Genomic DNA, 23,912 nt, shown 5'->3' on the forward strand with positions numbered 1-23,912 from the left:
CCTGCAGGAGCACACTTATCTCTTTTCTTTTAAAAGAAAAATATACTTCGTGTAACTTCTTACAATTTCCCGCTTTAAACGTTATAGAATTGTCTATGACTGAGCAGGAAAAATTACCCGAACAATGGAAGGTGCTCGTGGTTGGAAACAACCCAATTGAGCTCGGTTATGTGTTTGATCAGCTTCATGGCATGGAGCATCGGAAGGTTCTCACTGAAATGGCTTTCGATATGAAATCAATTCTCGAGAGACTCATCTTTTTCAAGCCTCAGCATATCATTATTGATGATAATATCGGTCGTAGTGAACTGCATAAAATGGTAGAAAAACTGCACGGTCGTAAAACCCGCAATGTGCCTATTACAATATTGAAGAACTCTAACTATCAGGAGACGATTGGGGCAGGAGTAATGAATTATGTGCTGAAGCAAAATATGAGTAGTGATCTTTTATATCGTGTGCTTATAAATTCACTCCGTTTTCTTGAGACACAGCGTTATTGGGAAAAGGCCTACAAGAAAAGAAAAGGACAGTTGGGGCGACTGTTAAAATCTGCGACCTTTTAGATTTGATTCTCCAAAGCAAAGGTTTTCACCATTCGCTGACCATCACGGAGAAGTTCCATCTTTATTTTTTTACCAGGTCTTGAATTGAAGAAGCCATTGATGTTATTGAGATTGAATTCAGATACGGGCAATCCATTGATGGACAATAGTTCATCCCCATTTTTAATACCGACTTTTTCAGCGGCAGAATCTTTCCTGACATCCGTGATTTCGTATTTGCGTAATCGTGAACCTTTTGCTTTCAAAGTCAGCCCACTCATATTAAAATTAAAACCGGTATAGAAAGACGCGTTTTTCTTAATGTAAATTTTTCCACCTGGAAAATTATAGATCGTTGTGAATCGGGCCAAAATCTCCCCACCCAATGCCCCGTGTCGAAAAACATCAGAAGACTTCAGTGTGTCAGTATAACTATTAACATCAGGAAAATTTGCAATCACACCTTCAATGCGATACTTCCCAAGTTCAATAGATTTGATTCTACCTATCTGCCCTGTGATTAATCCACCAATGCCCCGACCGATCAAACTTGTCACATGCTTTTCAGGTAATACAATGTTTGGATCGCTTACGGGATCGATCACGAGACCATGACTGGCACCGCTATCAACCATTAATTTTGCATTGAATACATAACCATTCATCATTTGAACAGGCAACTGAACATATGGCTTTGTATCCTGAACACTGATTGATAATGCCTGGAATTTCTTTCTTGGCTTGAAGAACTCGGGTAACGAAAGAGTGAGAAGCTTATTCTCATAATCCACCTCTACGATAAATCTACTGAAGACCTCATACCCAAGAATACCCTGCACATCAATCCCCAAGTAATTTCTCAACTCCAGATAATCCTTCTCTAATACTAACATAGCATGACCTTCCCCATGAACTCCCGGCATATCCAACGTCACATTGTTAGTAACAAAAGCTTCTACCAGCTTTTCACCACCTGGTCCGGAGACTAAATAATGCCTGCCGTAAGTGAGTCTTAGAATATCACTAAAACTCTTTTCAGTGAGGATGGTCGTGCGAACTCCTGTATCAAGAATAAACTTCAATGGCAATTGACCATTAAGCACAACAGGTATGACAACAAGGTTGTTGCAAATCTCTATTGGAAAAGTAACACTGCGTTTTTCATCTGACAGTGAAAAGCCCAATTGAGCGTTACACCAGGCAGGAAATAAGAGTGCTGCTATGAATAAAAATCTTCGCAAAGTATCTGAAGGGGAATTGCCCCTGATAAAACTATTGAAAAAAATTAGAAACGTTAAATACTTAAACGGTAACTACCCCCAGCGTGGTGAGCATTTTTGCTGGAGAATTTTCAACAATCAGAAATTTTAAGTTTGCCGGATGAAGAAAGCCCTTTTCTGACATTGTCTTCATTTGGGTGATAAGAGGAGAAAAGAATGAATCTGTATTAAGTAATCCAATGGGTTGATCAATCAATCCGAGTTGGCGCCATGTCATGATCTCGGCAAGCTCATCCAGAGTGCCCCATCCGCCGGGTAAGGCAACAAAAGCATCAGCAAGATCTGCCATCTTCTTTTTGCGCTCATGCATTGAGCTGACAACAATGAGTTCGGTCAGTCCTTTATGGCCAACTTCACGTTTCATCAGAAAATCAGGAATGATACCAATTACTTTGCCGCCATTAGCCATTACAGCATCAGCGACGATTCCCATCAAGCCAACATTGCCACCTCCATACACAAGAGTATGACCAGCCTTGGCCAGACGTTGCCCGATATCTTGGGCTGCTTCAGCATAAATAGGGTCTTCGCCTGGACTGGATCCGCAAAAAACACAAACATTCATGCCTTGAGGATTGTCAGTGCTTTATATCGTGCTCGTTATTACTAACGGACTTATTTGGGAACAACCAAACAGATGCAATTGCCAGGGCAAAAAGAAAGATCACTACACCAAAGACTTCCATATTGGATGGGTTTAAAGACCCAAATTAAACTCCTTTTGTTCTTTCTAACAATATTTGAAGATTGCGGAAACATTATTCTTTTAAATTGAGTTTAAAACGCACTTAATAAGTTGAACTAATGAAAAAAATCCTGCTCATTTCTGGCCTCTTGGTAGTTGTGTTGGCCGTTATCGCGGTGATCTATGGTTTCAATAAAACCAAATCTTACAGTCCTGAATCCAAAGTCGTTTTTGATGATGGCCCTCTGAAAATCAGGGTATTTTATAATCGTCCTTTCAAAAAAGGGAGAACCATTTTTGGTGGTTTGGTTCCTTATGGAAAAACATGGAGAACCGGTGCCAACGAAGCCACCACCTTTGAAACGAATCAGGACCTGATGATCGCAGGAAAAAAACTCGTTGCAGGAAAGTACTCTCTATGGACTGTACCAAATGAGCAAAACTGGTCTGTTGTTTTCAACTCAACAATTCCGAACTGGGGTATTGATGTTATGAAAGATGGTGAAGCAGCCCGTAATCCCGATACAGATGTTGTAATTCTTGATGTGCCCGTTGTTGCAACTCAAAAAGAGTTTGAACAGTTTACTATTTCATTGGAAAAGTCCGATGATATGGTGGAACTTGTAATGGCCTGGGACAAAACATTGATATCCGTGCCGCTCAGCACTAGGGAATAGAGACACTCACTTTTGTTTTTTTGTTTTCAATGATTGCTTCAGTATTGGCTTTCCCCGAATGACTGATCTTATTCGATGGAATCCCCTGAGAGACCAGGTAATCACCAATTGCTTTCGCCTGCTGTAATGTTCTGTCGTTATGATAGGTGACTTTAACAACCACTGAATCTCTTGTTGCAGTTGAAACGGAATCAACTTTATAGGTTACCGGAAATTTCAACGTATCAGTTTTGATTTCAGTAAGATCTGGACTCGAACGGACAGAATCTTTTTGAAATCCATTCAGGGTTACCATGATAGAAAAGAACTTGTCGGAATTGCCTTTGATCAATCGTGTCAGTCTTCTTAGTTCCTGAGTGGAAGACGATGTTAACTCTGCTGAAGCTTCTTTAAAAGTGATTCCGTCAAGAATTATTTCATCGCCAGCCGAGGCGGGTTTTAATGTCGCGTTTACCTTTTCGATCAAAGAAAATTTCTCCCCTGTAAGATCAAAAATCTTTGAAAAGAAAGTATAGTTATCTTTTTCCGGATCAATTGACAGATCATAGACGCCTCCTTCTTTAATGTAACTCACAAAACTTCCATCTTTTCCGGGCTTGGTGGAGTAAACCTGCTTCTGATCCTTCATATTAAAAACAGAAATATATGCAGAGCCTGAATTTTCAGGTATTGAAACAAGACCTTCAATTTTCATCGTACCCTTAGGCCTGATTTCTTGCGGGAATAGAAATTCGACGAGTTCATTCTGACGTTGGCCAGGAGTATCCCTGAGCAGGTATCGCCCAAGCGATGTAGCACTTACATATTGATCATCTCCAGTGGTATTGATAAAGTCTAAAGATTTCGGGTCACTCCACTGGCCATTCAGATACTTCGTATAATAAAGATCCATTCCGCCCTTATTAGGCTGAAGTTTATTGGAAGAGAAGATCAAAGTTTCTCCATCACCCATAATTCTTGGGGTTTGAGAATTACCATTGTTGATGTTAACCGGGAGTTCTGTAGGTGTGTCCCATTGACCATTTGATTTTTTAAGCATCATCATGATCTTACAATTGTCTGCTTTCGCGAAATCCATCTTGTCACAACGCATGTAAAACATCATGGTGCCATCAAGCGAAACCGATGGACATGCTTCATTGCTTTTTGAATTGGCAGGCAACAACATATTGACAGGTTCACTCCACGTGCTGCCGGTGAGTTGACTGGTGTAAAGATCAAACCCTCCCATTCCATTAGACTTCGTACTGGATATATAAAGAGTCTTACCATCCGTGCTGATAGAAAATCCACGTAAGAAATTAAGTCGATTGTTAACAGACTTGGGAAGTATGATAGGATCTTTCCAATTGACACCTTCTCTGACGGTATAATTTAAAGTGAGTGCATTGTCTTCTGCCACATCAGCAACGTACACCATTGTATTGCCATCCAGGCTGATATAGGGTGCATAGTTGTTGATGGAGGTGTGATTGATATTGGCTGGCATCTTGCGAAGTTTTGCCTGACCGCTAAGCGAGATTGATCCAACGCACGCAGAAATCAACAGGATAAGTTTTGGATTCATATTTAAAAATAAGGAAAACCTTGCAGGTACCTGCAAAACTTCGGCCAGTCGCCAAATCACTCCGTTAAAATTCTTCAGAAACTTTAATGACTTGGAAATTTGAGTTATTTTAGGACAATGATCCAAGTAATACCCTCAATCGCAATTCGGAAAGGCAAAGTAGTAAAGATGCGCAAAGGCGATCCTGCCAGTGAAAAGGCGTATGATGAAAATCCATTGGATCTGGCGAAAAGATTTGAAGACCACGGAATAGATGTTATTCACCTTGTAGACCTTGATGGAGCTGAGCGCGGCAGTCCAAAAAACTTCCATGTTCTGGAAGCCATCTCCAATCACACAGATCTCAAACTCGATTTCACTGGCGGCATCAGTAATGACGGCGATATCAGCAGTGCCTATGAATTTGGTGCAGATTACATTACTGCTTCAAGCATTGCAATTACCAATCCTGAGCTGTTTGCATCATGGGTAGTTTCTTTTGGAAGAGAAAAAATCACACTAAGCGCAGATGTAACAGATGTAAAATCCAAGCAAGTGGCTTTCCGTGGATGGTTAAAGAAATCTGATCTTACTTTGTTTGATCACCTGCGTTTCTTTTATGAGCGCGGATTGAAGTATGCAAAGTGCACAGACATTTCCCGCGATGGAGTTTTGGAAGGTCCTGACTTCTCTTTCTACCAGGAGATTATTGATACTTTTCCAGACCTGAAGGTTTTGGCCAGTGGAGGAGTTCGGGGTGTAGACGATATACAGCGCCTCAATGATATGGGAATTTTTGCCGTAATCTTTGGAAAGGCCTACTACGAAGGTGTCCTCAAACTAAAAGACCTGGAGCGCTTTTTAATCAAGGCATAATCTCTTCCCTCAGTCTTCTAAGTATATACATGCCTCCTTCAGAAAGAAGATTGGAAGAACTCTGTTTACATCCATTTTGTTAGAGTATTTTTGCGCGCCTTTTGCCGGCAATCACGGCCCTCATGACGAAAACAAACAGTATAGCAGAGAAATCAGAAGTTGGCGACCTAACTGGTCATGACGTCATCGAGGTCATCGGCGCACGAGAACATAATCTTAAAAACATTAGCGTCTCCTTTCCCCGGAATAAACTGGTAGTCATTACAGGCATTAGCGGAAGCGGAAAATCTTCTTTGGCTTTCGATACAATTTATGCCGAGGGCCAGCGCAGATATATGGAAAGCTTCTCAGCATACGCAAGGAGCTTTCTCGGTAATCTCGAACGTCCCGACGTTGATAAGATCAATGGACTAAGTCCTGTAATTTCCATCGAGCAAAAAACAACGTCAAGAAATCCACGCTCAACAGTAGGAACGGTAACGGAGATATATGATTTCATGCGCTTGTTGTTTGCCAGGGCAGGCGATGCATATTCGTATCTCACGGGTGAGAAGATGGTGCGCCAATCAGAAGAGCAGATTCTCAAAGGAATATTCCAGCACTTTAAAGGTAAAAAACTAACACTCCTTTCTCCGCTTGTGAGAGGTCGTAAAGGTCATTACCGCGAGTTGTTTGTTCAGATACGAAAGAGCGGCTTTACAAAAGTCAGAATTGATGGGGAAGTTTTAGAGATCACTTCTAAAATGCAGCTGGATCGCTACAAGATCCATGATATCGAAATTGTTATTGATCGGATTGTTGCCGATGAAAAGGATCGATATCGGATTGGTCAATCAGTTGCCCGTTCATTGAAAGAGGGTAAAGGAGTTATGATGCTCCTGGAAGAGAATGATAAGCTTCATCACTTTTCAAAATTTTTGATGGATCCGGTAACGGGTCTTTCATACGACGAACCCGCCCCCAATCTTTTTTCTTTCAACTCACCTTATGGGGCTTGTCCCGTCTGTAATGGACTGGGTGTCGTGGAGGAAATTACAGAAGACTCTGTCATTCCTGATAAAAAACTCAGCATCGCCCGTGGAGGCATTCTGCCATTGGGTGAGTATCGCGATATCTGGATATTCAAAAAAGTTGAAGCAATTCTGAAGCGTCATAAGCTTGGTTTGACAACACCCATTAAGGATATTCCAAAAGAAGTTATCAAAACACTTCTTTACGGTGATGATGTGCCAGTAGCAGTTGCTTCTGTCAAGTATCCGGGAACAGAATGGAATACAAGATTTGAAGGGATTGTTAATTTCTTGGAAAAACAACGTGATGACGGATCGGAAGCCCTGAAGAGATGGGTAGAGGATTTTATGATCACAAAAACCTGCCCCGAATGTAATGGAGCAAGGTTGAAGAAAGGATCTCTTCATTTTAAGATCGATAGTAAGAATATCTCAGAGTTGTCTCTCCTTGATATCAATGCATTGAAAAAATGGTTTGATAATCTTGAAGACAGGCTTTCAGAAAAACAGCGCATCATTGCCGTTGAAGTTTTAAAAGAAATCCGTAAGCGCATTGGTTTTTTGCTTGATGTAGGTCTTGAATACCTTAACCTTGACCGGCCTCTGAGATCTCTGAGCGGAGGTGAAGCTCAACGTATCCGATTGGCTACTCAGATTGGAACACAACTCGTGGGTGTTTTGTATATCCTTGATGAACCTAGCATCGGCCTTCATGCAAGAGATAATGAAAAACTGATCAAGGCTCTCCAGGATCTTCGTGACATTGGCAACTCCGTAGTTGTTGTCGAGCACGATAAAGACATGATGCTCGAATCAGACTACATTATTGATGTCGGTCCGGGAGCAGGAAGGCATGGCGGTCAGATTGTTGGTGAAGGAGTTCCTAAAGACTTTTTAAAACTTAAAAGCACCACGGCAGATTATTTGAACGGGAAGATTTCAATCCCTTATTCAAAACAAAAAAGAAAAGGCAGCGGAGAAAATATTTCCTTACTGGGGGCAACAGGCAATAATCTCAAAAATGTTGATCTCAATATTCAATTGGGAACGTTCACCTGTATCACCGGAGTTTCAGGTAGTGGAAAATCCACCCTGATCCACGACACGCTGTTCCCGATCCTTAACAAGCATTTCTTTAATTCACACGGAGAACCTTTACCCTATAAAAAGATTGAAGGACTTGATCTCATTGATAAAGTAATTGAAGTTGATCAATCACCAATTGGAAGAACTCCTAGATCCAATCCAGCAACGTATACTGGAGTGTTTTCAGAGATCCGCGATTTGTTTACGCAGTTGCCGGAAGCAAAGATTCGGGGTTACAAACCGGGTCGTTTTTCATTCAATGTCAAAGGAGGCCGCTGCGAAACCTGTGAAGGTGCTGGTCTTCGACTGATTGAGATGGAGTTTTTACCAGACGTTTATGTTATCTGCGAAACCTGCAAAGGCAAGCGGTACAATCGCGAAACTCTTGAAGTAAGGTTTAAAGGAAAATCAATTTCAGATGTTCTTGATATGACAGTCGAAGAGGCAGTCACCTTCTTTGAAAATCAACCTAAGATCCTAAGGAAAATTGAAACACTGAATGATGTTGGCCTTGGATACATTTCACTTGGTCAACACGCTACCACGCTCTCCGGTGGAGAAGCACAACGCGTCAAGCTTGCAACAGAACTTTCCAAACGTGATACAGGGAAGACATTATACATTCTTGATGAACCTACTACGGGTTTGCATTTTCAGGACATCTCTCACCTTCTTAATGTTCTTCAAAAACTAGTAGACAAGGGAAATACAGTGCTGGTCATTGAGCACAATATGGATATCATTAAATCTTCTGATCAGATTATCGACCTGGGACCTGAAGGAGGTGCAAAAGGAGGAAAGATCATTGCTCAGGGAACTCCAGAGCAAGTGGCTAAAAGCACGGTAGGTTATACAGGGAAGTTTTTGAAGATGGAATTGTGAGCTAAGACCGTCTGTAAAATAGTACACCATTCATTTTCTGAATCTCTACCTTTGCCACGCAAATGGTAAATAAGAACCGGCTATACTGGACACTGCAAATCGGAGGATGGATGCTTTATGCAATCATCCAGATAATTGTCAGCGTCTTTGCATCAGATGGGCAGGGTGTCAGTACTCAGCGGGTAATTTTCCTTACCTATGAAGCATTCTTCTGCTTGTTGCTTACACATGTGTTCAGAAATCTTATTAATTCATGGAAGTGGTTAGAGGCTGGAATGGCAATTTTAATTCCCCGCATTATCCTCAGTGTTTTCGTTTTGGGATTGATCATGTATGTATTAAGAATGCCGATATCAATTCCTTTGGGCTTGTTCAGCAGCAAGATTGCTTTTGATATCCGAAATGTTCTGGGACTTTCTTTTATCTATTCAGTGATATTCTTTCTATGGTGTGTACTTTATTTTATCTACAATTACTTTGAGAGACTGAACACCTCACTTAAACTGGAGGCTTCACTACGTGAGATAGAACTGAATAATTTAAAATCTCAGCTCAATCCTCATTTTATTTTCAATGCATTGAATAGCATTCGTGCATTGGTGGATGAAAATCCCGCCAAATCAAAACTTGCCATCAATCAGCTTTCTAATATTCTGAGAAATTCTCTTTCAACAGGGAAACGCGGACTTACGAAGTTTGAAGATGAACTTAAAATTGTGAAAGACTATTTGGGTCTTGAGCACATTCGTTTTGAAGAACGACTTCAGACAGAATTTGACATTGATCCTGAATCAAGAGACTTCCTTGTTCCCCCATTAATGATACAGACCCTCGTGGAAAATGGTATCAAGCATGGCATTGCCAAACTTACTGCTGGTGGAACTATTAAGATGAAAACAACTGTTGTTAACGACAGACTTAAAGTCCAGATTCGAAACAGCGGCCAGTACCTGAATGGCAGTCGGAGAGGCTCTGAAGGCTTGGGATTGGAAAACACCAGGCAAAGACTGAAACTTATTTACGGCGACAAGGCATCGTTTAGAATTTTGTCTGAAAACGATACTTTTGTTTTAACAGAAATTGAAATACCTCATTTAAGATAATGAAAGCACTGATTGTTGATGATGAACGCCTTGCACGCAAGGAATTGATGAAGCTTTTGGAAGAGCATCCTTCTATTGAAATAGTAGGAGAAGCACAGAACGCAGATGAGGCTGAACAGATGATCACGGAGTTAAATCCCGATCTTTTATTCCTCGACATTCAAATGCCAGGGCGCACAGGATTTCAATTGCTGGAATCTCTTGACACGGTGCCACTCGTGGTATTCACAACTGCTTATGATGAGTTTGCTATCAAGGCTTTTGAAGTAAGTGCTCTTGATTATTTGTTAAAGCCAATCACCGCAGAGCGTCTTGCAGAAGCAGTACATAAAATTCAGGAGAAAGAAAGAACCCGTTCAGGCCGTGCCCGCGATCAGAAGCTTGGTCTCGAAGATCAGGTCTTTGTAAAAGATGGGGAGCGTTGCTGGTTTGTTAGTCTTGCTAACATTCGTCTTTTCGAATCAGACGGAAATTATATTAAGGTTTACTTTGACGCGAATCGTCCTATGATCCATAAGTCATTGAATGCATTGGATGAAAAACTTGATGAGCGCGCATTCTTTCGCGCAAGCCGCAAGCACATTGTCAACCTTAGCTGGGTCGAAAGCATTGAGCCATGGTTCAACGGTGGACTGATGGTAAAACTAAGAGGAGGCGATAAAGTGGAAGTAAGCAGAAGGCAGGCGGCGAAGTTTAAGGATATGATGAGTCTGTAAGTTCAAAAAGCAGAGACTGATTTTTGTTATTTAAGAACTAATTCAATCAATTCCTTTTCCACCATCCAGTCGCGGGCAAGTTTCAGCATCGCCGTAGCTTCCATCTCTGTCACGTAGCCTTTGAGGTTATTTGATTCCCAAACCATATTGATAAGATTTACGCGCTTCTCTTTGGGATAATCACCGATCACATCATTCAGAAATGCCCGTGCACGTTCAAAAGAATTCATGTGATCCTTTTCGATAAAATCAAGAGCCCAACGAAGTTCTTCGGGTGCTTCAAGGCGTTTCGCAGCATTTTCAAGATCTACTTTCTCCTGTTGATCCAAACCGTGATAGTAAAAAATTACGGCCTTGAGGAGCAGATAAACCCTTTTTTCGTCTGAAGTCATAGTTAATTGGATTTGAAATTTAGCAACCTCCGGCACAACTCCCAAAGATTCAGACTGACATCATCAGATCCTCGGCAATCTTATCAGCCACCAACTTTCCTTTTCGTGTTAAACGAACCACGTTTTCTTCAATTGAGACAAGGCCTTGCCTCTCCAGAAGAGTTAGGTAATCCCCTTTTCTCGACATTATATCATCCTGAAGATGATCTTTTAAGAAACTCATATCACAACCCCACTGAGTACGAAGGGTGGTAAGTATGTACTCATTGATTTTATTCTCCTCTGACAGCACCTCAGTTTCAGAAGGTATCTTTCCCGATTGAATAGCACGCAGGTAAGCCGAATTGTTTCGGATATTAAATTGTCGTGTGCTTCCATTGTATGAATGAGCGCTGGGTCCTATTCCTAAATAATGAGCACCCTTCCAATAACTGCTGTTATGACGTGAGTAATAGCCAGGCTTACAGAAATTTGAGATCTCGTAATGCTCATAGGAAGCACCACCTAACGTCTCCATTAACATTTCGAACTGTCTCGCTGCTGATTCTTCTTCCATGGGATGCAGCTTTCCCTTTTTGCTCCAGTTGCCAAAGACAGTTCTCTCTTCAATGGTCAATGCATACGAAGAGATGTGTTCGGGTGAAAATGAAAGAGCTTTGAGAAGAGTTTCCTGCCAGATATTTTCTGAAAGGCCAGGGATGGCATAAATAAGATCGATGCTGATATTATCGAAACCAGCTTCACGTACATCTTCAAGACATTGCATAGCAGCAGATGAATCGTGTACTCTGTTTAAGAATTTCAATAAATCATTATTAAATGATTGAATGCCAATGCTAAGTCTGTTGATGCCGGAATGCCGGAGAGCTTTTAGTTTTTCTTTCGAGAGATCATCGGGATTCGCTTCAAGCGTAATCTCTGTATCAGGTGCAATCTTAAATAGACACTGAATCTTTTCAATCAAATGACCTATCTCGCTCGAGGTTAACAATGAAGGAGTTCCTCCCCCGAAGTAGATCGTACTGACTGGCTCTGTGAGATATTCTTTTTGAAGAACGAGTTCCGCAGACATTGATTTACAAACATCTGTCAGCAGGCTTGTGTCAGTTGAAAAGTGAAAGTCGCAATAGTGGCAGGCCTGCTTACAGAAGGGAACATGAAGATATACACCAGCCATAGCGCGAAATTGCAATAGTTTTTTCGGGAATGGTTGAGGTTTAGAATATTTTTGCCCGATGGCAATGCGATTACTCCTTTTATTACTTACGGTCAGTCAGATTGTTTTTGCCACGCCCATCGTAGTTAAAGACCTGCGTCAAAACTGGTTGCAGTATCAGGAAAATACCTATCAGGCAGTTGACCCTTCAAACTTGCCCCACTTAAAGACAGTGTACTTTTATGTAAAGGCAACCTCATTCAAGGGTCAGCACTTAATGGTAACGGGTACGGAAAACTGGGATCTTTTCATAAATGGCAAACTGGTTTCTGCTGGTATTAAGAAATCTTTAAATCTTGATAGTCTTTCCGCATTATATTCAGCTGAATTATTCTTCGGTATTTATGCTGAGAATGGAGTTCGTCATTTGACTACCCAGATTGTCTCCCCGAATACTTCACTTGCGTTAACTTCATTGGAAATCAGCCAACGACCGCCGACTTTTTTCAGGGACTATGCCATTATTGCTTCTGCCATTCTCTTGATCTTCCTCCTGATCTTATTCCGGACCAATCCTCAGCTTACGCTGGATTACTTTTCTTTTGCCAAGATCTTCTCTGTTCAGGAGCGCAACGAGAACCTGCTTGCGTCCCGGATCACCTCCAGCGTCAACTTGTTATTTTATTTGTTTTGTGCCCTGCTGACAGGCTTCTTACTGTCGACAGTCTTTTATTTCGCGGGCTCTTACTTTCTGGTGGCAAAGTTTATTGAAATCCAGTCATTCGGAGGGAGTTTTTTGATCTGGATCAAGCTCTCATTATTTATTCTTGCCTTGCTCGCCTCGAAGCTTATAATCGTTTTGTTCTTTTCATCCGTTTTCGATTTCAGGGAGACCGTCAGTTTTCAGTTTTTCAATTTTTTGAGATTCGTTCTCTTCACTGCTGTGATGATGGCAATGTTAAGCCTGACCTATTTCGTTTTCAAGGGAGAGCAGGCGATCTTCTATGAGCGACTCATTATACTGGCGTTGCTATTGCTGAGTGCCGGATCTATTATGGTGCTGATAAAATTATTGGCCAGGGCGCCCTTCTCCTTTTTTCATTTATTTTCCTACCTTTGTGCTTCGGAAATTATTCCGCTTGTGATCATAATCAAGATATTCTTTTGACTCCCGAACCCGACGTGTGCAGATATGACAGAAACGGTTGTTATTGACAGGATGCGGAAAGTAAAAAGCATACTCGTCACTCAGGAAGCGCCTACAGATCCGACTTCTCCCTATTTCAAGATCGCTGAAAAGTATTCTCTTAAGATAGACTTCCGACCTTTTATCCAAGTGGAAGCAGTTCCCGTCAAGGAATTCCGCAAACAGAAAATTGAGATCCTTCATTACACAGCCATCATCTTTACAAGTCGCAATGCAGTAGACCATTTCTTCAGTCTGTGTCGTGAACTTAAAATTGAGATGCCTGCAGATATGAAGTACTTCTGTATTTCAGAACAAACTTCAAATTATCTTCAGAAGTATATAGTTATTCGCAAGCGTAAAATCTTTACTGGCTTAAAAGATACCCGTGACTTGCTGGAGATTATAAAGAAACATAAAACAGAAAAATTCCTGTTCCCTTGTTCGGACATCCGCAAAAATGATATCCCGGATTTTCTAAGAGAGAACAACTACCAATTCAGTGAGGCGATCACTCACCATACCGTAGCGGCCGACCTTTCAGACTTGAAGGAAGTTTTCTACGACATCCTGGCATTCTTCAGTCCTTCAGGGATTCATTCACTTTTTACAAATTTTCCCGATTTCAAGCAGAACAATACCAGAATCGCTGCTTTTGGCCCAGCTACCGCAAAAGCAGTAAAAGAAGCGGGTTTAATTCTTGATATCGAAGCTCCCCTGCCAAATGCCCCCTCAATGACGGGAGCCCTTGAGCTATATATTAAAAAGGCTAACGTTTCTAAATAAAACAACGGGATTCTTTCGTTACTTCGTTGGCCACGCGTTTTTTATAGGCGTACAGGTTATTGAATATATTTGGGAATTGTTGCGAACCGAGCGTTGAAAAAGATAGTATTAATTTTTGCGGTGTTTTTTACAGTGGATTGCTGGGCTCAGCAAGATCCTCAGTTTTCGCAATACATGTTCAATACGTTTTATTATAATCCTGCTGCTGCGGGAACAGACGGCGTCACCAAAATCACAGGTCTTTACAGAAGTCAATGGTTGGGATATACTCCCAGTTATGGAGATGGTGGTCCTCCAGTTACTCAGATATTAAGTGTTCACACCCCTGTTCCCAAATTAAAAGGTGGAGTAGGAGGTTATTTTGTGAACGATAAACTTGGACCGCTTTCCAGCATGGAACTCCAGGCATCGTACTCCTATCTTATTAAGATCAAGGATGCAAAACTGAACCTTGGCGTACGCGCCGGATTATTTTCACAGCAGATTGACTTTAATCTCTTACGTGCGACGGATCAAAATGATCCTTTGCTCGCGAGTAAGTCCGGAAAGGAATCACAGATTCGCCCTGACCTTGCCTTTGGTGCGCTTTATCAAAAAGAGAAGTACTATGTAGGTGTTAGTCTTAATCACCTGAATCAACCGAGCTATGATTTCGGACTGACACAGAGCAATCAGCTTCAGCAACACCTCTATGTGACGGGTGGATATTTCTATGAACTAAATTTTGACATTCGCCTACAGTTTGTAACGCTCATTAAAAGTGACTTCACCAAGACCCAGTTTGACGTGGGTGGTCTGGCTTATTTTAAGGACGTGATGTGGGGGGGACTTTCCTTCCGACAGTCAGAAGCGGCGGTTTTAATCCTCGGATACAGCCTCCTAAAAGATAAATCGCTTAAAGTTGGCTATTCATTGGATTACATTGTAAAAGACCAGCAGGCAAAACAGCCTACATCGCATGAATTGATGGTTTCTTACAGCCTTCCGGTAAATCTGAGTGGTAAAAAAATCGTTCGGACGCCCCGTTTTCGCTTCTGATCCAAAACATTTTTGGCTTTTTTGTAGATTTTGCTGAATTTGGGAACTCTATTTTTGGCAAGACAGAGTAATAAAATAATTTTATGGTCCGTTCGTTGGACACAAACCGACTGGGAAACAGACTTTAACAACAATGATTATGAAGGATAAGGTGACATCGAGAAGTCTTGGTTATTTGGCTTTAGCAACTATCTGTTTGTCGATAGGTGGTTGCGGCTTGCTTGGAATTGGTGGTAAGAAAGGTGGCGACCAAGGAGAGCTTGTTGGAGTCGGTAATCGCGAAGGTTGGGTAATGACCATTCCTTATGGTATGGTTCCTATTCCGGCGGGTACATTCCACATGGGCCAGGCAGATGAAGATCCTGCTTCAACACAGATCAACTTCAACAAGCAGATCACAATCGGGCCATTCTTCATGGATGATACCGAGATCACGAATAATGAGTATCGTCAGTTCACGAACTTTTTCCTTGTAGACAATTCAACAATTGAAGGCTTCCCGGCAGTAAGTGCTGAAGACTTCAGACAGAAATACTATCCTGACACTACTTCATGGGTTCGTGACTTTGCTCACCACATGGGAGATCCAATTCAGGATTATTATTACTGGCACCCAGGTTATGATGACTATCCGGTTGTTGGAATCAATTGGGATGCTGCTGTATTCTTTGGAAAATGGAGAACCGCTTACCTGAATGATTTCAGAAAGACAGTGGGTGAGTTTCCAATGCCTGAGTTCCGTTTGCCATCTGAGGCAGAGTGGGAATATTCTGCACGTGGTGGAAGAGACATGGCGAAGTACCCTTGGGGAAATCCTTATATCCGTAACTCAAAAGGTTGTATGCTGGCGAACTTCAAACCGGGAAGAGGTAACTTCTACGATGATGGTTTTGCATATACTTCACCAGTTCAATCTTACTTCCCTAATGATTACGGTTTGTTCGATACTTCTGGCAACGTGTCAGAGTGGTGCTTGGATGATTTCAATCCTGCTTCTGTTCCAACAGTTTGGGATTTGAATCCTCAATACATTGATCCTCGCACTGATCCGGAAAATAAAAAGTTTAATGCTAAAATCCCGCCGAAGAAGGTTGTTCGAGGTGGTTCATGGAAAGATGTAGCCTACTACCTTGAAACTGGTACGAGAACCTACGAATTTAAAGACTCTTCCCGTGCATACATTGGATTCCGTTGCGCAATGACTCACTTGGGTCGTTCATCAGGAAGTGAATTTTAATAATTAAAAACTCGTGGTATATTTAACTCGTGCTATCTAACTTAAAAAAACCTTAAACCTTAAACTCTAACTAACCATGGCAAAGAAAAAAGGCGGATTCATGCAATTGCTCTATGAAACCATCATGCCCAAAATATATGGAATTGGGGCCGCTGTCGTAATCATTGGTGCTCTCTTTAAAATTCTTCACTTACCTGGAGCGAATCTCATGTTGATGATTGGTCTTTCTGTGGAAGCCGGTATCTTCTTCCTGAGTGCATTCGAACCTAAGCACGAGGATCCAGACTGGTCAAAAGTATATCCTGAACTTTCAGAAGAATTTGAAGGACCTACTAACACAACCGCTACTCGCATCAGCAATCGTCCTACCGGTGGAGATTCTCCATTGTTGAAGATTGATGAAATGCTGAAGACAGCAAAAGTTGATCAAAACCTCCTTGATAATCTTGGTAAAGGCTTGACCAATCTTGCTACATCAACTTCACAAATGAGCAGCCTTTCAAATGCTGCCGTAGCAACTAACGACTACGCTAAAAATGTACAAGCAGCTTCTGCTTCACTTTCGGAAATGAATAAGTCTTATGGCTCTGCTATGAAGGCTGTTTCTGCAATGGCGGATGCATCTAAGGATACAGGTGAATACCATGCTCAAGTACAAAAAGTAACTAAGAATCTTTCTGCCCTTAACACCATTTATGAAATGGAATTAAAGGATGCTGATTCTCATGTGAAGAACATGAACAAGTTCTATGAAAGCCTTGGTGGTGCTATGCAGGGACTTACTTCTGTTGGTGCTAACACAGCAAAATTCACAACAGAACTTGGTAAGCTAACTGACAACCTCACTTCATTGAACACAGTGTACGGAAGTATGCTGACTGCGATGAAAGGTTCTTCAGTAAAGTAACTGATGACGGTTTAAGGTTGAATTGATTTAAAATCTAAAAAATATAAACTATGTCAGGCGGTAAGGAAACCCCAAGGCAAAAAATGATCGGTATGATGTACCTGGTGTTAACAGCCCTCTTGGCTCTTAACGTTAGTAGCGCCGTACTCGAGAAATTTGCCATCTTAAATACTACGCTTGTCGATCTTATTGGTGAGAATACTATTACCAATGAAAGAAAGGCAAACGCGATCGCTGGATCTACCAGTCAGGACGCAAAAGTTGTAAAGGCTGTAGCTGCAGCTAAGGAAATCAGAGCACTTTCTAGAAAGACCATTGCAACACTTGACTCTATTAAGGATATTCTTGGCAGAGAGCATGATGGTAAGCCAATGGTTGGGGATGAACTTGTAGGAAACACAAACATCTCTGAAGAGAAGATGTTGAATGAAGAATCAAAGCTTGCTCCTAACTATGAAAGAACATTAGTGGATTTTCACGATAAGCTTGAAGGACTTTCAGGAATGAAATTTCCAAAGCTTAACAAGAGAGCTGTTGATTTTGCCGAGTTGAAAAACGAGAAAGGTGAAGTTGAACACGGTGAAAAATCATTCATTGAATTCTCATTCGAAGGAACACCTACGATGGCAGCGATTGCCGGTGTTACTCAGATGGAAACGGAAGTTTTGGAATTCGAAACACTTGCACTTGATTCATTGGCTATTATAGCGGATGCGGTAAATATCAAATTCGATAAAGTTGTTCCAATGGTAATCGGGCCCTCTGTTGTTGCAGCGGGTGCGAAGTACACTGGACGATTGTTCATGGCAGGTGCTGCATCAGGTGTTACACCTGAAATGTTCAGAAATGGTGTTGCCTTGACGGTAACTCAGGATCCTGAAACCAGCATCAAAATGGCAAACATTGAGTTTTCTGCTTCAGGTGACGGTAAACAATCTTACACAACTGAAATTCGTCCTGGCCCAGGTAAACCTCCATTGATCAGAAAGATCGAGTATGAGGTAATTAAGCCTACCATTCGTATTACAAATGGTAACGCACCAAGCTTGTACATGAACTGCGGTAACTTTGTAAATATTGAAGTTCCAGCCCTTGGAGCAAGCTACAATCCTAGCTTCAGCGCGAAAGGTGCTTCAATCGACAAAGGTGACAAGCCAGGTAAAGTGACTATCATTCCAAAGGAAAGAAAAGTGGCTGTTACCGTTTCTAACGGCGGTGCGGTAATTGGTACTGAAAACTTTGATGTTAAACCAATTCCAAAGCCACGTTATGTTCCAAGAGACAATCAGTCAAAGGAAATTGATTTGAAAAATGGTGTAAAGGGCTCTGCTTTAACAGGATTGAGAATCAATGCTGATGCAGATGAAAACTTTAAAGCAGAAGTACCGAAGGATGCAACATACCGTATCCGCAGCATGGAAATTATCCTTGCCCGTGGTACCTCACGTGTTGCTGTCATCAACGCTACGTCTGAAATTGTTGACATGAACGCATGGAGAGCTCAATTCCGTCCTGGTGATAGAATTGTAGTTGATATCAAGTCTGTTACACGCAGAACATTTACAGGTGAAGATGAGAAAGTTGATGTTGTTGGAGGGACGATTAACATCCCGGTTCAATAAATAAAAAGAATATGATAACAAAGAGAATCTTAGTCGGTCTGGCTTTAGTGGCGGTTGGGAACTTTGCATTTGCTCAGCAGGAAGAAGGACAAATAAATCCTAATTCTCTTCTGAACATTCCAAAGTATGAGCAGTTGTATAAAGTGAGAGTCTGGAGAAACATTGACCTTAAGGAAAAACAAAACAAAGGTTTTTTCGCAAGTGGCAATGAGATCACCAAGCTCATCCTAAACGCTGTCAAGTCAGGTGAACTGGCTGATATCTACAAGGAAGATTCTCTTAACAATAAAAAATCAAAAGAGGATTTTTATAAGGATATGGTCTCCCAAGCTGGTGCTACACTCGATGTGTGGACTCCTACTACTGATTATTATCAGGGAGATCAGAAGACTTATAATGGCAAGAATTATGAAGCCATTGTTGATAATAAAGGAAAGAATCCTGCAACTTCTACAAATGAGTGGCAGGAAACTTCTGCTGGAAAAGCAACTTACTACCTGGCAAGTGAAATTTACAAGATCACGCTTCAGGAAGATGTAATCTTTGACAAAAGAAGATCACGCCTTTACTATGACATGCTTGCCATGGAATTCTCTGCGTTCGATCAAAACACAGGTACTTTCAAGTCTTTGGGATGGTTCAAGTACAAAGACCTGGAAAAGATTTTCAGAAACCATGTAAAGGATGCAATTTGGTTTAATCGCTATAATTCTGCTGAAAACAAGAATTATGCAGATGCATTCTTGCTAAGATTGTTCCACGGAACGATTGATAAGGTTGAAAATCCTGATAATGAAAGAATCTTCGACACTTACAGTGCAAACGGCCGTCCTTATAAAGAAGCGGTTTGGGCAACTGAATGGGAAGAAATGAAGATGATGGAAAAAGAACACAATCTCTGGGAATATTAATCCCTCGATTCAATACTCAAAAAAGGAGAGCCACTTAGCTCTCCTTTTTTTGTTGCCATGCTTTTACAATAGCTGCTTTTGATTTGCCAACAACCTTAACGAGATCCTCTTCAGAAGCTTCTTTGATTTTTTTAAATGACTTGAAATTGGAAAGAAGAAGATCAGTTGTCTTTTTGCCAATTCCCTGAATTCCCTCCAGCTCGGTAAAGATCGTATTGTTGCTTCGCTTCTGACGGTGAAAATTAATGGCGAATCTATGCGCCTCGTCGCGGATGTATTGAATTAAAAACAGACTTTGTGATTTCTTGCTTATGTGCAGAGGAAGGGGATCTTCAGGATAATAGATTTCTTCTAGTCTCTTGGCAATTCCAATGATTGGAATTTCGCCATAGAGATCCAGCTCTTTCAACGCCTCCACAGCGCTGCTCAATTGTCCTTTCCCGCCATCAACAATGATCAGATTTGGTAGTTCGCTGTTCTCTTCCTTGAGACGATGATAGCGCCTTCCAACAATTTCTTTCATTGAAGCGAAGTCATCAGGACCCTCTACCGTTTTAATATTGAAATGTCGGTAACCAGCTTTATCAGGCTTGCCATCCACAAATCTCACCATGGAAGCAACCGGATTGGTTCCTCCAAGGTTAGAGTTATCAAAACACTCAATGATGCGCGGCAATTTTTTTAATTGAAGATCTTTTTCAAGACCTTTTAATACTTCGATGTTCTTGATTTTTGTTTCTTCCTTTGATATTTCCTTCTTAGCCTTTAAGTAAAGAACATTTTTCAATGAAAGATCAATTAGCTTTTTCTTATCGCCAATTTGGGGAATGACATTCTCAATAGACTCATCTGTTACCTGAAGAGGAAGATTGCTGAATATGATAGAGTTTTCACTATTCGTTTCGATGCGCATCTGCTGCGCAACAATCGTTAGAATTTCTTCATCCGATTCTTCCATCTTCTTTTTTACTTCTACGTTTTTTGAAAAGATGATAGCTCCTTCTTTGATTTGCAGATAATTAACGAAAGCTTCAGTTGGAGAACTTGTGATGGTCACCACATCAATGTCAGTCAATTTTCGATTGACAACCAAAGATTTGCTTTGAAATTTTTCGAGATAATCAATCTTATGCTTAAACGATTCTGCTCTTTCAAACTCCATAGCTTGAGAGGCCTTTTCCATGTTGTCATAGAAATAATTCTCAACAACACTCATGTTTCCCTTAAGAATGTTTCTTGCCAAAGATATCTCATGTAAATAATTGACTTCATCCTGAAGTCCTTCGCATGGACCTTTGCAATTACCTAAGTGGTATTCTAGACAAACCTTGAATTTTTTATTTGCAACGTTCTCTTCGGATAGCAAAAGATTGCAGGTACGTATTGAATAAAGTTTCCGAACAAGCTCCAGCACGTTCTTCATGGAAACAACGCTTGAGTAGGGACCAAAATACTCACCGTTTTTCGGAATGTATTTTCTGGTGTAGATAATTCGGGGAAATCTCTCTTTTAAAATGCAGAGATAAGGAAAGGTCTTATCATCTTTTAGAAGAATGTTGTATTTGGGTTGATTCTGCTTAATAAAATTATTTTCAAGAAGCAGTGCATCAAATTCAGAATTTGCAAGAGTGAATTCAATTTTGCGTATTTCGGAAACCAGCTTTTCAGTCTTACGATTGTATTGAGATTGTTTTAGAAAATAGCTGGTAACTCTTTTTTTAAGACTTTTTGCCTTTCCCACATAAATGAGAGTTTCGTCTCTGTCGTAGAAACGATAGATGCCCGGAGAGTCGGGCAACGATGCTACCCTTTCCTTAAGCGCATCGGTCATGAAAGATTATTTAATGTCCCAGGGACGTTGATCAATATTAACTGAATCGGCATCAACTCTTGAGCAGTCTAATGATAAATCCAGACCAGTAGAGGGAAGCTTGAATTTTCCTTTCGCAATACCTGAAAGGGGATCTTCGTAAACCTTAACCATATATTTATCCCAGATGGGACGGGCAGACTTGCTTCCTTGTCCAAAGGGCCAGGATGGAAAGTGAATACTGCGTTCATCACCACCAACCCAAACACCCGTTACCAGGTTGTGCGTAACCCCAACATACCATCCATCGGATGCATTGTTTGTGGTTCCGGTCTTTCCTCCAACTTCATTGTCCTTTTTGATAACAGCACTCAGACCTCCGGAAGTTCCCTTGGATTCTTCTACACCACCCATGAGCATGTAAATCATTTTATACGCCGTCTTATCGTCAATGGATTGCTTTGTCTTCGGAACAAAATTCTCAATCACATTCCCGTTTTTATCTTCGATTCGTGTGATGTAAAAAGGTTCGGTGTGAATGCCGCTGTTAACATACGTACTGTAAGCTCCCACCATTTCGTAAAGAGAAACATCACTAACTCCAAGGCAAAGGGCAGGCACTGCGTCCAGCTCACTTTGAATTCCCATTGTGTGAGCAAACTCTACCACATTTTTTGGACTTAACTCTTTCATCATCTGAGCAGTAATAGAATTTACTGATCTCGCCATTGCCTGCCGGAGCGTCATTCTTTCTCCTGTACCTTTATTCCCTTCAGCATTGGGTGGATACCATACGCCTCCCGGTATTTCAAAACTTGGCGATATGTCTTGTCGAACTTCACAAGGTGAATAACCAGATTCCATGGCAAGTCCGTAGACAAAAGGTTTAAAAGTTGATCCAGGCTGTCTTTTGCCCTGTTGTACGTGATCATACTTAAAGTACTTATAATTAAATCCTCCTACCCATGCCTTGATGTGTCCGGTGTTTGGATCCATGGACATCATTCCGGATTGTAAAAACCTCATGTAGTAAGCAAGGGAATCCATTGAACTAAAAAGTGTATCTCTTTCTCCATTCCAGCTGAAGATAGACATCGGCCTTTTTAGATTCAGCATTATCTGAACGGAGTCATTCTTCTCTCCGTATTTCGCAACAAGATTTTTGTAAGCATCTGATCTTTTTATCCGTGATTTTAAAAATCCAGGAATCTCTTTCCGTTCATCATCAACCCATGGATTCTTACCGGCCCACTGTTTGATAAATTCTGCCTGAAGATTTTTCATATGTTCGGCCATAGCCTGCTCAGCATATTTCTGAAGTTTGCTATCAATCGTTGTATAAATCCGAAGTCCGGAATTCCATAAATCGATTCCCTTATCTTCACAGATCTTCATCAGTTTTGTAGTGATCACAGTTCTGAAATAAGTTGCAAGACCTTCGTTCTGATTTTGAATTTTGAATTTCAAACCAAGGTCCAACGAAGTAACCGAATCGTATTGCTCACGGGTTGCAATCTTAAACTTGCTGCGATAGACTTTGCTCAAAACCTCATTCCGTTTTTTAATCGCATTTTCAGGCTGTCGAATTGGATTATAGAAAGTTGGATTCTGAAGCATTCCAACAAGCAAAGCAGATTCTCTTACATCAAGGCTATCAGGTTGTTTACCAAAATAGGTCTCACTTGCTACTTTGATTCCATAGGTGTTGCTGCTGAATTCTGCCGTATTCAGATACATGGCAATAATTTCCTTCTTTGTAAAATTGCTTTCGAGATTAATAGAGATGATCCACTCTTTGGTTTTTTGAACGAGGCGACGAGGATATTTCCCCAGCTTGGCAACAGATCCGTCAAGGGATTTATCGGGATTTCTGGTATATAGATTCTTCGCTAATTGCTGAGTGATAGTACTTCCACCTCCTTGCGGGTTCAAAGTCAAAAGCCCCCACACCACTCTCAAGTAGGCAGGAAAGTCCAGACCGGAATGCTGATAGAAACGATGATCTTCAGAAATGACCAGTGTATTGACCAAATCCTCTGAAAGCTCATCAAAATTGACCTGGCTTCTGTTGAAACGAAAATATCGACCTAGTGAAACTCCATCAGCAGAAATCAGTTCAGAAGAAAGGTCATTCTCTGGATTTTCAACATCCACAAGACTTGGCATTTCGCCAAAAAGGCCGAAAAGATTGATTCCTACTGAGAAAACATACAAGGGAAGGCCTAGAATGAAGCAAAGGCATAAGATCCAGCAATACTTAATGACGGTTTGAAACCAGGTACGCTGAATGCTCAGAAAATCATTGATTTTCTTTTTGATATTGTCGATCGAAGAAGTCGAATTACTCATCGAGTGTGCTTTGTCTCATTAGAAAGAATCGTACCAACAAAGTTATGGAATTTAGCATGGAAAAGTTTCGAACTGTCGATACAGGGTTTTTAAAGCCGTCCGAACCCATCGC

At 41.1% G+C, this 23,912-nt stretch carries 20 protein-coding genes; 13 read left to right on the forward strand and 7 right to left on the reverse strand.

All coding sequences use genetic code 11. From position 1 onward, the window contains the following. The first annotated feature begins 95 nt into the window (after positions 1 to 95). A complete protein-coding gene (locus HOP08_10945; protein NOT75438.1) occupies positions 96 to 566 on the forward strand; it encodes a hypothetical protein in 471 nt (156 codons plus the stop codon). On the opposite strand, the gene HOP08_10950 is transcribed toward HOP08_10945, so the two are convergent. Beyond that, a complete protein-coding gene (locus HOP08_10950) occupies positions 563 to 1,786 on the reverse strand; it encodes a PDZ domain-containing protein (protein NOT75439.1) in 1,224 nt (407 codons plus the stop codon). The two genes, HOP08_10945 and HOP08_10950, sit on opposite strands and share 4 nt — an antisense overlap. A 61-nt stretch (positions 1,787 to 1,847) precedes the next feature. Next, positions 1,848 to 2,390 carry a TIGR00730 family Rossman fold protein gene (locus HOP08_10955; protein NOT75440.1) on the reverse strand — a complete coding sequence of 181 codons (543 nt, stop codon included), beginning with the start codon at positions 2,388 to 2,390 and terminating at the stop codon, positions 1,848 to 1,850. Between the two features lie 239 nt (positions 2,391 to 2,629). Between HOP08_10955 and HOP08_10960 the strand changes: the two genes are divergently transcribed. Then, the gene (locus tag HOP08_10960; protein NOT75441.1) at positions 2,630 to 3,187 is read left to right on the forward strand and encodes a DUF2911 domain-containing protein; all 558 of its coding nucleotides are present in this window, start codon (positions 2,630 to 2,632) and stop codon (positions 3,185 to 3,187) included. Here the strand turns inward: HOP08_10960 and HOP08_10965 are convergent. Next, positions 3,177 to 4,754, reverse strand: coding sequence for a hypothetical protein (locus tag HOP08_10965; protein ID NOT75442.1), 1,578 nt, complete (start codon positions 4,752 to 4,754; stop codon positions 3,177 to 3,179). The genes HOP08_10960 and HOP08_10965 overlap by 11 nt on opposite strands. A 117-nt stretch (positions 4,755 to 4,871) precedes the next feature. On the opposite strand from HOP08_10965, the gene HOP08_10970 reads away from it, so the two are divergent. The 4 genes from HOP08_10970 to HOP08_10985 all read left to right on the forward strand — a co-directional run bounded on the left by HOP08_10970 (position 4,872) and on the right by HOP08_10985 (position 10,406). Then, the gene (locus tag HOP08_10970; GenBank protein NOT75443.1) at positions 4,872 to 5,609 is read left to right on the forward strand and encodes a 1-(5-phosphoribosyl)-5-[(5-phosphoribosylamino)methylideneamino] imidazole-4-carboxamide isomerase; all 738 of its coding nucleotides are present in this window, start codon (positions 4,872 to 4,874) and stop codon (positions 5,607 to 5,609) included. A 122-nt stretch (positions 5,610 to 5,731) separates the two neighbouring features. Next, complete coding sequence (gene uvrA / locus HOP08_10975) at positions 5,732 to 8,587, forward strand: excinuclease ABC subunit UvrA (protein NOT75444.1); 2,856 nt, start codon at positions 5,732 to 5,734, stop codon at positions 8,585 to 8,587. 62 nt (positions 8,588 to 8,649) lie between these two features. Further along, the gene (locus tag HOP08_10980) at positions 8,650 to 9,690 is read left to right on the forward strand and encodes a histidine kinase (protein ID NOT75445.1); all 1,041 of its coding nucleotides are present in this window, start codon (positions 8,650 to 8,652) and stop codon (positions 9,688 to 9,690) included. Next, positions 9,690 to 10,406: a response regulator transcription factor gene (locus HOP08_10985; protein NOT75446.1), complete on the forward strand. Its 717-nt coding sequence runs from the start codon at positions 9,690 to 9,692 to the stop codon at positions 10,404 to 10,406. Before HOP08_10980 ends, HOP08_10985 begins: the two co-directional genes overlap by 1 nt. Before the next feature lie 26 nt (positions 10,407 to 10,432). Here the strand turns inward: HOP08_10985 and HOP08_10990 are convergent, their stop codons facing one another. Beyond that, positions 10,433 to 10,798: a hypothetical protein gene (locus HOP08_10990; protein ID NOT75447.1), complete on the reverse strand. Its 366-nt coding sequence runs from the start codon at positions 10,796 to 10,798 to the stop codon at positions 10,433 to 10,435. 49 nt (positions 10,799 to 10,847) lie between these two features. Then, positions 10,848 to 11,975 carry a radical SAM family heme chaperone HemW gene (hemW, locus tag HOP08_10995; protein ID NOT75448.1) on the reverse strand — a complete coding sequence of 376 codons (1,128 nt, stop codon included), beginning with the start codon at positions 11,973 to 11,975 and terminating at the stop codon, positions 10,848 to 10,850. A 64-nt stretch (positions 11,976 to 12,039) separates the two neighbouring features. Between hemW and HOP08_11000 the strand changes: the two genes are divergently transcribed. From HOP08_11000 to gldN, 7 genes are all read left to right on the forward strand, one after another. Further along, a complete protein-coding gene (locus HOP08_11000) occupies positions 12,040 to 13,122 on the forward strand; it encodes a DUF4271 domain-containing protein (protein NOT75449.1) in 1,083 nt (360 codons plus the stop codon). Between the two features lie 24 nt (positions 13,123 to 13,146). Continuing rightward, complete coding sequence (locus tag HOP08_11005; protein ID NOT75450.1) at positions 13,147 to 13,926, forward strand: uroporphyrinogen-III synthase; 780 nt, start codon at positions 13,147 to 13,149, stop codon at positions 13,924 to 13,926. A gap of 93 nt (positions 13,927 to 14,019) precedes the next feature. Beyond that, positions 14,020 to 14,964 (forward strand): type IX secretion system membrane protein PorP/SprF, encoded by a 945-nt coding sequence (locus HOP08_11010; GenBank protein ID NOT75451.1) that lies wholly within the window; start codon positions 14,020 to 14,022, stop codon positions 14,962 to 14,964. 139 nt (positions 14,965 to 15,103) lie between these two features. Next, positions 15,104 to 16,201, forward strand: a complete 1,098-nt coding sequence (locus tag HOP08_11015) for an SUMF1/EgtB/PvdO family nonheme iron enzyme (GenBank protein ID NOT75452.1) — start codon at positions 15,104 to 15,106, stop codon at positions 16,199 to 16,201. A gap of 76 nt (positions 16,202 to 16,277) precedes the next feature. Beyond that, positions 16,278 to 17,108, forward strand: coding sequence for a gliding motility protein GldL (gene gldL / locus HOP08_11020; GenBank protein ID NOT75453.1), 831 nt, complete (start codon positions 16,278 to 16,280; stop codon positions 17,106 to 17,108). A 50-nt stretch (positions 17,109 to 17,158) separates the two neighbouring features. Then, a complete protein-coding gene (gldM, locus tag HOP08_11025) occupies positions 17,159 to 18,730 on the forward strand; it encodes a gliding motility protein GldM (protein ID NOT75454.1) in 1,572 nt (523 codons plus the stop codon). 11 nt (positions 18,731 to 18,741) lie between these two features. Continuing rightward, positions 18,742 to 19,641 (forward strand): gliding motility protein GldN, encoded by a 900-nt coding sequence (gldN, locus tag HOP08_11030; GenBank protein NOT75455.1) that lies wholly within the window; start codon positions 18,742 to 18,744, stop codon positions 19,639 to 19,641. Between the two features lie 34 nt (positions 19,642 to 19,675). Here gldN and HOP08_11035 read toward each other — a convergent pair whose 3' ends face one another. Together HOP08_11035 and HOP08_11040 are read right to left on the reverse strand one after the other, a co-directional pair. Continuing rightward, positions 19,676 to 21,472, reverse strand: coding sequence for an excinuclease ABC subunit C (locus HOP08_11035; protein NOT75456.1), 1,797 nt, complete (start codon positions 21,470 to 21,472; stop codon positions 19,676 to 19,678). Positions 21,473 to 21,478: 6 nt separating this feature from the next. Next, positions 21,479 to 23,800 (reverse strand): penicillin-binding protein, encoded by a 2,322-nt coding sequence (locus tag HOP08_11040; protein ID NOT75457.1) that lies wholly within the window; start codon positions 23,798 to 23,800, stop codon positions 21,479 to 21,481. Between the last annotated feature and the right edge of the window lie 112 nt (positions 23,801 to 23,912).

The organism is Cyclobacteriaceae bacterium (assembly GCA_013141055.1).
GTDB lineage: Bacteria > Bacteroidota > Bacteroidia > Cytophagales > Cyclobacteriaceae > ELB16-189.

Bases quoted from the DNA above. Each gene is read 5' to 3' on its own strand.
- HOP08_10985 (NOT75446.1), top strand. From the start codon at position 9,690: ATGAAAGCACTGATTGTTGATGATGAACGCCTTGCACGCAAGGAATTG.
- gldM (NOT75454.1), top strand. From the start codon at position 17,159: ATGTCAGGCGGTAAGGAAACCCCAAGGCAAAAAATGATCGGTATGATG.
- HOP08_10965 (NOT75442.1), bottom strand. From the start codon at position 4,754: ATGAATCCAAAACTTATCCTGTTGATTTCTGCGTGCGTTGGATCAATC.
- HOP08_10970 (NOT75443.1), top strand. From the start codon at position 4,872: ATGATCCAAGTAATACCCTCAATCGCAATTCGGAAAGGCAAAGTAGTA.
- HOP08_10945 (NOT75438.1), top strand. From the start codon at position 96: ATGACTGAGCAGGAAAAATTACCCGAACAATGGAAGGTGCTCGTGGTT.
- HOP08_11035 (NOT75456.1), bottom strand. From the start codon at position 21,472: ATGACCGATGCGCTTAAGGAAAGGGTAGCATCGTTGCCCGACTCTCCG.
- gldN (NOT75455.1), top strand. From the start codon at position 18,742: ATGATAACAAAGAGAATCTTAGTCGGTCTGGCTTTAGTGGCGGTTGGG.
- uvrA (NOT75444.1), top strand. From the start codon at position 5,732: ATGACGAAAACAAACAGTATAGCAGAGAAATCAGAAGTTGGCGACCTA.
- HOP08_10960 (NOT75441.1), top strand. From the start codon at position 2,630: ATGAAAAAAATCCTGCTCATTTCTGGCCTCTTGGTAGTTGTGTTGGCC.
- HOP08_11005 (NOT75450.1), top strand. From the start codon at position 13,147: ATGACAGAAACGGTTGTTATTGACAGGATGCGGAAAGTAAAAAGCATA.
- HOP08_11040 (NOT75457.1), bottom strand. From the start codon at position 23,800: ATGAGTAATTCGACTTCTTCGATCGACAATATCAAAAAGAAAATCAAT.
- hemW (NOT75448.1), bottom strand. From the start codon at position 11,975: ATGGCTGGTGTATATCTTCATGTTCCCTTCTGTAAGCAGGCCTGCCAC.
- HOP08_11000 (NOT75449.1), top strand. From the start codon at position 12,040: ATGCGATTACTCCTTTTATTACTTACGGTCAGTCAGATTGTTTTTGCC.
- HOP08_10990 (NOT75447.1), bottom strand. From the start codon at position 10,798: ATGACTTCAGACGAAAAAAGGGTTTATCTGCTCCTCAAGGCCGTAATT.
- HOP08_11015 (NOT75452.1), top strand. From the start codon at position 15,104: ATGAAGGATAAGGTGACATCGAGAAGTCTTGGTTATTTGGCTTTAGCA.
- HOP08_10955 (NOT75440.1), bottom strand. From the start codon at position 2,390: ATGAATGTTTGTGTTTTTTGCGGATCCAGTCCAGGCGAAGACCCTATT.
- HOP08_10980 (NOT75445.1), top strand. From the start codon at position 8,650: ATGGTAAATAAGAACCGGCTATACTGGACACTGCAAATCGGAGGATGG.
- gldL (NOT75453.1), top strand. From the start codon at position 16,278: ATGGCAAAGAAAAAAGGCGGATTCATGCAATTGCTCTATGAAACCATC.